Genomic DNA, 9,829 nt, shown 5'->3' on the forward strand with positions numbered 1-9,829 from the left:
GGGGGGCGGCTCTTGCTTGCGGTCCTGCCGGGATTTGCTGTGTCTGATTGCGGCTCCGCCGCGGGCGCGGCCTCCGCTGGGTACGAAGAAGGCCCGCGTCCTTCAGGGGGCGGCTCTTGCTTGCGGTCCTGCCGGGATTTGCTGTGTCTGATTGCGGCTCCGCCGCGGGCGCGGCCTCCGCTGGGTACGAAGAAGGCCCGCTTCCCAAGGAAGCGGGCCTTGCTTGCGGTCCTGACGGGATTTGAACCCGCGGCCTCCACCTTGACAGGGTGGCGAGCACTCCAAACTGCTCCACAGGACCAGGTTTCGCGGCGCCTTTGTCGCGTTGCGCTGCGAGAAGGACTGTACAGGAGGGGGAGGGCCCTGGTCGAACTCACTCCCCGTACGCGGGCGACTACGGGACGGCCGCGTCGATCGCCTTCACGATCCGCTTGTCCGAGACGGGGTACGCCGTGCCCAGCGCATGGGCGAAGTAGCTGACCCGGAGCTCCTCGATCATCCAGCGGATGTCCAGCACCGAGGACGGCACGGGGCGGCCCTGCGGAAGCTGCTCCAGGAGCCAGGCGTACTCGTCCTGCATCTCGTGGACCTTCTCCATGCGGGTGGTGTCCCGCTGGACGCCGGTCGGCATCTGCTGCAGGCGCCGGTCGGCGGCCACCAGGTACCGCATGAGGTCGGGCAGCCGGCGTATCCCCGCCGCCGTCACGAAGCCGGGCTTCACGAGACCGTCGAGCTGAGCCCGTACGTCCGCCAGGTTCGGCAGCAGCACGGGGCTCCGTACGGCCTTCAGCCGCCGTTCGCAGGACTGCCAGGCGGCCAGCACCTGCTGCACCTGGCTCACGGTCCGCACGGTCGTGTCGACGATCTCCGCGCGCACCCTGTCGTACAGCTTGCGGTACGACTCCTCGTCCCACACGGGGCCCCCGAAGTCCGCGATCAGCTTGTCCGCCGCCGCCATCGCGCAGTCGTCGAACAGCGCCTGGATCGATCCGTGCGGGTTCGCGGACAGTCCCAGCTTCTGGGCGTTCGTCAGCTTCTCGGACGCGAACTTCGCCGGGTTGACCGGGATGTTGCGCAGGATGAGGCGCCGGGTGCCCCGCCACATCGCCTCCGTCTGCTCCGCCTCCGTGTCGAAGAGCCGGACCGAGACGGTGTTCGCCGTCGGTCCGTCGTCCACCAGCGCCGGGTACGCCTTCACCGGCTGCCCGGCCCTGCGGGTCTCGAAGACCCGGCTGAGCGTGCCGATGGTCCAGTCGGTGAGGCCCTTGCGCTCCAGGGACTCGCCGCCCTGCCGGGACGCGGTGGCCGCCGCGGCCTGCGAGAGGGCCTGGCGGGCCTTCGGCTTCAGCCGGAGCTTCAGCGTCTCGAGGTCCTTGTCCTCCGCCAGCTTCCGCCGCCGCTCGTCGACGATCCGGAAGGTGATCTTCAGATGGTCGGGGACCCTCGCCCAGTCGAAGTCACCGGCCTCGAAGGGCACGCCGACCATGCGCTTCAGCTCGCGGGCCATGGTGGTGGTGAGGGGCTCGGCGAGCGGGGTCGCCTTCTCCAGGAAGGCCTGCGCGTAGTTCGGAGCGGGCACGTAGTTGCGGCGGATGGGCTTGGGCAGGGAGCGGATCAGCTCCGTCACCAGCTCTTCCCTGAGCCCCGGGATCTGCCAGTCGAAGCCCTCGTCCGTGACCTGGTTGAGGACCTGCAGCGGGATGTGCACGGTCACGCCGTCCGCGTCCGCACCCGGCTCGAACTGGTACGTCACCCGGAACTTCAGGTTCCCCTGCCGCCACGAGTCCGGATAGTCGGTCTTGGTGACCGCCTCCGCCGACTCCCTGATCAGCATCTCCCGCTCGAAGTCGAGGAAATCCGGCTGCTCGTGCCGCTTCCGCTTCCACCACGAGTCGAAATGGGCACCGGACACGACATGTTCGGGCACCCGCTGGTCGTAGAAGTCGAACAGCGTCTCGTCGTCGACCACGATGTCCCGGCGCCGCGCCCGGTGCTCCAGCTCCTCCACCTCGCTGAGGAGCCGGCGGTTGTCGGCGAAGAACTTGTGGTGCGTGCGCCAGTCGCCCTCGACCAGCGCGTTCCGGATGAACAGCTCGCGGCTGGCCTCCGGGTCGACCCGGCCGTAGTTGACCTTCCGGTCGGAGACGATCGGCACGCCGTACAGCGTGACCTTCTCGTACGCCATCACGGCCGCCTGGTCCTTCTCCCAGTGCGGCTCGCTGTACGTCCGCTTCAGCAGGTGGCCGGCGAGCGGCTCGACCCACTCGGGTTCGATCCTGGCGTTGACCCGGGCCCACAGCCGTGACGTCTCCACCAGCTCGGCGGACATGACGAAGCGGGGCGTCTTCTTGAACAGCGCCGAGCCGGGGAAGATGGCGAACTTGGCGTTGCGCGCGCCCAGGTACTCGTTCTTCGCGCCGTCCTTCACGTCCTTCATGCCGATGTGCGAAAGCAAACCGGCGAGGAGGGAGACGTGGACACGGTCGTCCGGGGCGTCCTGGTCGTTGAGATGGATGCCCATCTGCTTGGCGACCGTGCGCAGCTGCGTGTAGATGTCCTGCCACTCCCGGATGCGCAGGAAGTTCAGGTACTCCTGTTTGCACATCCGGCGGAAGGACGACGAGCCCCGCTCCTTCTGCTGCTCGCGGATGTACCGCCACAGGTTGAGGTAGGCGAGGAAGTCGCTGGTCTCGTCCTTGAAACGGGCGTGCTGCTGGTCGGCCTGGGTCTGCTTGTCGGCGGGGCGCTCACGGGGGTCCTGGATGGACAGCGCGGCGGCGATGACCATGACCTCGCGGACACAGCCGTTCTTCTCCGCCTCCAGCACCATGCGGGCCAGGCGCGGGTCGACGGGCAGCTGGGCGAGCTTGCGGCCGGTGTCCGTCAGCCGCTTGCGCGGATCCTTCTGTGCCGGGTCGAGCGCGTGCAGCTCCTGCAGCAACTGCACGCCGTCGCGGATGTTGCGGTGGTCCGGCGGATCGATGAAGGGGAACTTCTCGATGTCGCCGAGGCCGGCCGCGGTCATCTGCAGGATGACGGACGCCAGGTTCGTACGGAGGATCTCCGCGTCCGTGAACTCCGGTCGGGAGAGGAAGTCGTCCTCGCTGTAGAGACGGATGCAGACACCGTCGCTGGTCCGCCCGCAGCGGCCCTTGCGCTGGTTCGCGCTGGCCTGTGAGACCGGCTCGATGGGCAGCCGCTGCACCTTCGTGCGATGGCTGTAGCGGCTGATCCGGGCGAAGCCGGGGTCGATGACGTACTTGATACCGGGGACGGTCAGGGACGTCTCCGCCACGTTGGTCGCCAGCACGATCCGGCGACCGCTGTGCGGCTGGAAGACGCGGTGCTGCTCGGCGTGGGAGAGCCGGGCGTACAGCGGCAGGATCTCCGTGCCCTGCCAACCAGCGCCTCCGGCGCGGGTGTACTGCTTCTTGGTGAGCGCGTCGGCGGTGTCCCGGATCTCCCGCTCCCCGGAGAGGAAGACGAGGATGTCCCCCTTCCCCTCCGCCATCAGTTCCTCGACGGCGTCGGTGATCGCGGTGATCTGGTCGCGGTCGGCGTCGTCGGAGTCCTCTTCCAGGAGCGGCCGGTAGCGCACCTCCACCGGATACGTCCGCCCGCTCACCTCGACGATCGGGGCGTCGCCGAAATGCCGTGAGAAGCGCTCGGGGTCGATGGTGGCGGAGGTGATGACGACCTTCAGGTCGGGCCTGCGGGGCAGCAGCTGGGCGAGATACCCCAGCAGGAAGTCGATGTTGAGGGACCGCTCATGGGCCTCGTCGATGATGATCGTGTCGTAGGCGCGCAGCTCGCGGTCGGTCTGGATCTCGGCGAGCAGGATGCCGTCCGTCATCAGCTTGACGAAGGTGGCGTCCGGGTTCACCTGGTCGGTGAACCGCACCTTCCAGCCGACGGCCTCGCCGAGCGGGCTGTCCAGCTCCTCGGCGACACGTTCGGCGACGGTGCGGGCCGCGATCCTCCTGGGCTGCGTGTGCCCGATCATGCCGCGCACACCGCGGCCGAGCTCCAGGCAGATCTTCGGGATCTGCGTCGTCTTCCCGGACCCGGTCTCGCCGGCGACGATGACGACCTGGTGATCACGGATGGCGGCCGCGATCTCGTCCTTCTTCTGGCTGACCGGCAGCTGCTCGGGATAGGTGACCGCGGGCACACGGGAGCGCCGCTCGTCCATCCTGGCCTCGGCCTTGTCCACCTCTGCCGCTATCTCGGCGAGGACGGCGGCGCGGGCCTCCGGCTTACGGATCTTGCGCGCGCCCTCGAGCCTGCGCCCGAGCCGGTGCGCGTCGCGCAGCGACAGCTCGGTCAGGCGGGGGGCGAGGGTGCCGAGGGCGGGGGCAGGGTGCGTAGACATACGCGGTCCAGGATCTCACCTCGGCGAAATTCCTGGCTAACGAATTGCCCGCGGCGGCTCGGCAGGCGGCTCGGCTACTCGTTCCGCTGGGCCGACGAGGCCGTCTGCTGAGGCTCCCGGCGATGCCCGTCACCCAAGGCGATCGACCTCGCCGTGTTGGACACCGCCTTGATGCCCAGGTAGGCGGTGGTCGTGCCGCTCACCGCGGTGAACGCGGCCGTCAGCACGCCGACGATCACCGCTCTGTCCCCGTCGAGCCGCCACACGCCGAAGATCGCGACCCCGGCGATGGCCAGATTGCTGACGATCACCGCCAGTAACCCGTACCGGGCCCGGTCCTTCTCCAGCCCGACGTCCCCACCGGATCTGATCTCGTCCCGGCTCATCGTCCCCCGCCCTCGGAAATCACACTAGACCGGCCAGAACGTAGCGCCACGCGTCGGGCATGCCAAGCCTTGAAGTGATCACGCATTCGAATGACCACTCGCTTCAGTGAACCGTCCCTGTTCGCCAGACCGAACGAAACATCGCTCATAGAGTCCCAGTTCGTGAAGTTGACCGTGCGTGTGAAGCTCCTTCCGACGCCCGAACAGGCCCAGGCCCTCGGAGCGACCCTGCACGCCTGCAACGAAGCCGCCAACCACGTCTCCGCCACCGCGTTCGCCACAAGGACCACAGGCAACCGCGAGCTGCGAGCCGCGAGCTACACCCACATCAAGCACACCTGGGGCCTCGGTGCCCAAGCCGCCCAGCACGTCATCAAAAAGACCAGCGACGCGTACGCGACCCTCAAAGGCAACCTCAAAGCCGGCAACCTCGGCCGCCCCGGATCGAAGCGACACCTGGCAGCCACCGGCAAGCCCCTCACCTTCCGCCCGGATGCCGCCCAGCCCTACGACGACCGCATGCTGTCCTGGCAGCCGGAACGGCGGACCGTCTCTATCTGGACCACCGCCGGCCGTATGAAACACCTCGCCTACACGGGCAGAGAAGAGCACCTGCAGTTACTCGCCCAGTACCGCCAGGGAGAATCCGACCTCCAGCACCGATACGGCCAGTGGTACCTGCTGGCAACCCTCGAAGTGCCCGAAGCCACCAAGAACCCGAGCCCCCAGGCGTTCATCGGGGTCGACCTCGGCATCGCCAACATCGCCACCGCCTCGACGGGACACCGACACAGCGGCAGGAGACTCAACCGCACCCGGGACAACGACCGAAGGCTCCGCACCCGGCTCCAGAAGAAGGGCACGCGTTCCGCCAAACGACGCGCCAAGCGTCACGCGGGCAAGGAAGCCCGACGGACCCGAGACATCAACCACAAGATCAGCAAGCACATCGTGACGGAGGCACAACGCACCGGACGCGGCATCGCCCTCGAAGCTCTGGGCGGCATCCGCGAACGGGCACGGCTGAAGAAGCCCCAACGCGTCACGATGAACTCCTGGGCGTTCGGCCAGCTCGCCGAATTCATCGCCTACAAGGCACGCAGGGCCGGAGTCCCCCTGGTCCATGTGAACCCGGCGTACACCAGCCAGGAGTGCTCCCGCTGCCATCACATCGACAGACGTAACCGGCCGAGCCAGGCCGTCTTCACCTGTAGGTCCTGCGGCTTCGTTGAGCACGCGGACCTGAATGCGTCCCACGTCATCGGCCAACGCGGCTGGTGGATGTGGGTCTGCGGGGCCGAGTCACAGGTCCCTGCCCTCACGCTGATCGCGTAGGGCTGGATGCGCCGCCACTGCCGAAGCCATCGGTGGGGGCGAGCTGCAAGCCGGGGAGCTTACTCTCGGGTAGCGGACGCGGACGCTCGTACGCGTGCACCTCGGCAGCGGACGCGGACGCTCGTACGCGTGCACCTCGGCAGCGGACGCGGACGCTCGTACACGCGCGTGATCCACGAGGAATACAACAAAGCCCCGATCCGAAGATCGGGGCTTCAGCTGTGGCTGGGGCCGGGGTCGAACCGGCGACCTATCGCTTTTCAGGCGATCGCTCGTACCAACTGAGCTACCCAGCCACGGGGTTTCACGTGAAACAAAACCCCAGCGGTCCTGACGGGATTTGAACCCGCGGCCTCCACCTTGACAGGGTGGCGAGCACTCCAAACTGCTCCACAGGACCAAGCGTTGTGTACGACAGTGTCGCACACGATGTTGCGTGCCCCCAACGGGATTCGAACCCGTGCTACCGCCTTGAAAGGGCGGCGTCCTAGGCCGCTAGACGATGAGGGCTATCGGCCCGCCTGGGCGCTTCTCAGCGCGTCGGGGACGTGAGAAGCATATGGGATGGCGAGGGGTATCGCCAAAACGGTTTACGGCGCCGTGGACGAAGGCGGGGGTGACGAGGGTGACGGACTCGTCGGGGTGGTGGACGCGCCCGGCTGGTTCTCCTCCGGGAGGTGGCGGCTGACCTCGGCCGTCGTCAGCCCCAGGCCGCCCAGTTTGATCGCGTCCCAGGCCTGGAGGCGCCGGGTGTCCCGGTCGAAGTAGAGGATCGACGCCTCGATCGGTGCCGGGTACTTGTGTTCGACGGCGCGCAGACCGCTGCCGCCCGTGGAGCCCTCGATGCGGAGCCGGGTGCCTTTCTTCATGATCTCGTCGCCCTCGTGGTGGAGGTGCCCGGCCAGCACCAGGGGCACCTCGCCGTCGGTCTCACGGGCGGCGGAGGGCTCGTGGATCATGGCGACGTCCACGGGGGTGCCGGCGGTCCGCTGGTCGCGCAGGGCGGAGGCCAGCCGGTCGCCCGCGAGCTGCTCCTGGTCGTCGCTGAGGTGCCCCGAGCGGTCGGGGGTGAACTGCGGGTCGCCCATCCCCGCGAAGCGCAGGCCGGCCACCGACTCGGCCTTGCCGTCGTCCAGGATGTGCACGTTCTTCATCCGCCCCAGGTACCGCTGGGTGACCCGCGAGTCGTGGTTGCCGCGCACCCACACGTACGGGACGCCCAGGTCGGCGATCGGGTCCAGGAAGCCGTTCTCGGCCGCCGTGCCATGATCCATGGTGTCGCCGGTGTCGACGATCACGTTCACCTTGTACTCCTGCACCAGCGAGGCGATGATCTTCCAGCTCGCCGGGTTGAGGTGGATGTCCGACACGTGCAGGACCCGGATCGTGGTGGGGTCCGGCTGGTAGGCGGGCAGCGTGGACGTGACGTCGTAGAGCTTGGTCACGTTCGTCACCAGACGGGCCAGTTCCTTCTGGTAGACGTCGAACTCCGTGACGATGCTGCGCGCGTTGCCGACGAGTGACGGCGCGGAGGACAGCAGGCCGGAGAAGCGCGGTTCCAGGACGGACTCCGGGTTCCAGGTGGCGTACGCGCTCGCTCCGGACGCCGCGAGGAGGGTGAGCGCCAGCCCGCCGGCCGCCAGGGCGCGGCGCGGGCGGCGGTAGACCGCGAGGCCGAGCGCCGTCGCGCCGGCGACCACGGCGACGCAGGAGCGTACGGCCAGGTCGACGGTGCCGTGCTCGACGTCGTGGACGATCTCGTCCTGCAGACCGGAGATGCGTTCGGGGTGGTCGACCAGGGCCTGGGAGCGCACCGGGTCGAGCTGGTCGACGCTGACGTCGAGGCGGACCGGCGCGACGTGGCTGTCCAGCGAGAGCGCACCGAGCGGGGCGACATTGATCTTGGTGCCGCCGGTCAGGGACGGGCGCAGGGTCATGGTCGTGTTCATCGGGCCGACCGGGACCCGTACGTCGCCCACGATCAGCAGGCCCAGCCAGGCGCCGGCCAGTACGACGCCGGTGAGGCCGAGGGCACGGACCCAGGGGCTGGGTCGTGCGGCGAGTTCGAGCGGGGGGAGGGGGCGGGGGTCGTTCCGGGAGCGGGGGTTCTTCCGGATGCGGTGGGTACGGTTCTTGGTGCGGTTCAGCATGTGGTCCAGGGCTGCGAGGGGGGCGCGGGCCATTGGTGCCGTATGCCCGGCTCCGTGCGCGGGTATGCGGTGCTCCAAGACCTTCGTACGAGGGCGCCGTACCGGACAATGGGCCTGTGCTGGAGATGACGCGCGAGGAGTTCGAGGAGCTGGTCGCCGAGGCGCTCGACCGGATTCCGCCGGAGTTGACGCGGCTGATGGACAACGTCGCGGTGTTCGTCGAGGACGAACCGCCCGCCGACGACCCCGAGCTGCTGGGCCTCTACGAGGGGACGCCACTCACGGAGCGCGGCGAGTGGTACGCGGGCGTGCTGCCGGACCGGATCACCGTCTACCGGGGGCCGACACTGCGGATGTGCGAGACCCGGGAGGACGTCGTCGCGGAGACCGAGGTGACCGTGGTGCACGAGATCGCCCATCACTTCGGCATCGACGACGAGCGGCTGCACACGCTCGGCTACGGCTGAGCCGCCAGAGGTCCGTCCGGCGGGTCGCGTGTCCTCTTGTGGGCGGTGGGAGTTGGGCAGGTTGACTTCTTCACCCCGCCTTCGGAGGTGGCCGCCGTGCGTCCCTTGTCCGTACCCGTCCGTCTGGCCGCCACGGCGATGGCCCTCGCCGCCGCCTCCGGCTGTGTGAGCGTGGGCGACGACTCCGGTCCGGGCAGACCCGCGCACTCGGCGGGACAGCGGGACGGTCGGGCGCCCGAGGGGGTGGCGGTGGTGTCGGGGCGCGGCGGGGGGTACGACGGCGGGGCGGCCGACGGCAAGCACCGGCACGGCGGGAAGGCCAGGCCGGGGAAACCGGCCTCGGCCTCGGCCGAGCCGTCGGCGCCGGGCAGCGCGTCCCCGTCCGCGCGGGCGAAGCCGGGGAAGACCGCCGAGCCGGGCGAGCCCGCGCCCACCGACGTCCGGCCCAGCCCCTCGCGGACGGCCGAGCCCACGCCCACGCCCCCGCCTCCTCCGCCGCCACCCCCGCCGTCCAGCGAGCCCCCGTCCGCCGAGCCCTCGTCGTCGGCGCACGAGGAGACCGGGCCACAGCTGGTCGAGCGGGAGCCGGCGCCGCGGGCCGGGTCCCCGGTGTGACGGGGTGCCCGAACGCGCGGTGCCCGAACGCGCGGTGCACGAACGCGCGGTGCACGAACGCGCGGTGCACGAACGCGAGATGCACGACCGCGAGATGCCGGACCGTGTGACGCAGCTCAATCGGGCTCGGTTTGCCTTCGAGGGTGGTGGGTGCGTATGGTGGTAGATCGTTTGATCCCATTTGCCCGGCGCCACCGCAGAGCGCGCCGTGTGGCGCGTACTCTCCCTTGCCGTGGCTGACCGCATAGAGGCGGTCGTATTGCGAACACGGAGTTGACGGGCGCGTGCCGACGAGACTCCGGAAGGTTTCGCATACGCATGTCCATTTCCAGTACTGATCACGTCGTCGTCCCCGAGGACCTCCAGGACGAGAACGTCGAGGCCCACACCACCGGGCCGGAGACCGCCGACGAGACCAGCACCCCCGAGGTCACCTTCGCGGACCTCGGTCTCCCCGAGGGCGTCGTGCGCAAGCTCGCGCAGAACGGCGTGACCGTCCCCTTC

Annotated in this window: 7 protein-coding genes and 4 tRNA genes; 4 read left to right on the top strand and 7 right to left on the bottom strand. The window is 69.1% G+C overall.

What is annotated here, in order from left to right; all coding sequences use genetic code 11:
- Window positions 1-226: 226 nt before the first annotated feature.
- The 3 genes from ACWC21_RS06550 to ACWC21_RS06560 form a co-directional block, all read right to left on the bottom strand.
- Window positions 227-301, bottom strand: a tRNA-Asp gene (locus ACWC21_RS06550).
- 93 nt (window positions 302-394) lie between these two features.
- Window positions 395-4,372, bottom strand: a complete 3,978-nt coding sequence (hrpA, locus tag ACWC21_RS06555) for an ATP-dependent RNA helicase HrpA (RefSeq protein WP_450878740.1) — start codon at window positions 4,370-4,372, stop codon at window positions 395-397.
- Window positions 4,373-4,446: 74 nt separating this feature from the next.
- Window positions 4,447-4,758: a hypothetical protein gene (locus ACWC21_RS06560; protein WP_450878742.1), complete on the bottom strand. Its 312-nt coding sequence runs from the start codon at window positions 4,756-4,758 to the stop codon at window positions 4,447-4,449.
- A gap of 162 nt (window positions 4,759-4,920) precedes the next feature.
- Between ACWC21_RS06560 and ACWC21_RS06565 the strand changes: the two genes are divergently transcribed.
- Window positions 4,921-6,093, top strand: a complete 1,173-nt coding sequence (locus ACWC21_RS06565) for an RNA-guided endonuclease InsQ/TnpB family protein (RefSeq protein ID WP_450878744.1) — start codon at window positions 4,921-4,923, stop codon at window positions 6,091-6,093.
- 222 nt (window positions 6,094-6,315) lie between these two features.
- On the opposite strand, the gene ACWC21_RS06570 is transcribed toward ACWC21_RS06565, so the two are convergent.
- The 4 genes from ACWC21_RS06570 to ACWC21_RS06585 form a co-directional block, all read right to left on the bottom strand.
- Window positions 6,316-6,389, bottom strand: a tRNA-Phe gene (locus ACWC21_RS06570).
- A gap of 29 nt (window positions 6,390-6,418) precedes the next feature.
- Window positions 6,419-6,493 (bottom strand) — tRNA-Asp (locus ACWC21_RS06575).
- A gap of 37 nt (window positions 6,494-6,530) precedes the next feature.
- Window positions 6,531-6,603 (bottom strand) — tRNA-Glu (locus tag ACWC21_RS06580).
- An 80-nt stretch (window positions 6,604-6,683) separates the two neighbouring features.
- Window positions 6,684-8,276, bottom strand: a complete 1,593-nt coding sequence (locus ACWC21_RS06585) for a metallophosphoesterase family protein (RefSeq protein WP_450878746.1) — start codon at window positions 8,274-8,276, stop codon at window positions 6,684-6,686.
- 83 nt (window positions 8,277-8,359) lie between these two features.
- Between ACWC21_RS06585 and ACWC21_RS06590 the strand changes: the two genes are divergently transcribed.
- The 3 genes from ACWC21_RS06590 to ACWC21_RS06600 all read left to right on the top strand — a co-directional run.
- Entirely contained in the window at window positions 8,360-8,710 is a 351-nt protein-coding gene (locus ACWC21_RS06590; protein WP_450878748.1) for a metallopeptidase family protein, read from the top strand.
- Between the two features lie 96 nt (window positions 8,711-8,806).
- Window positions 8,807-9,325 carry a hypothetical protein gene (locus ACWC21_RS06595; RefSeq protein WP_450878750.1) on the top strand — a complete coding sequence of 173 codons (519 nt, stop codon included), beginning with the start codon at window positions 8,807-8,809 and terminating at the stop codon, window positions 9,323-9,325.
- Window positions 9,326-9,643: 318 nt separating this feature from the next.
- Window positions 9,644-9,829: hypothetical protein (locus tag ACWC21_RS06600; protein WP_450878752.1), on the top strand; the 186-nt coding region annotated here is incomplete at its 3' end.

Source organism: Streptomyces sp. NPDC001348 (assembly GCF_053597535.1).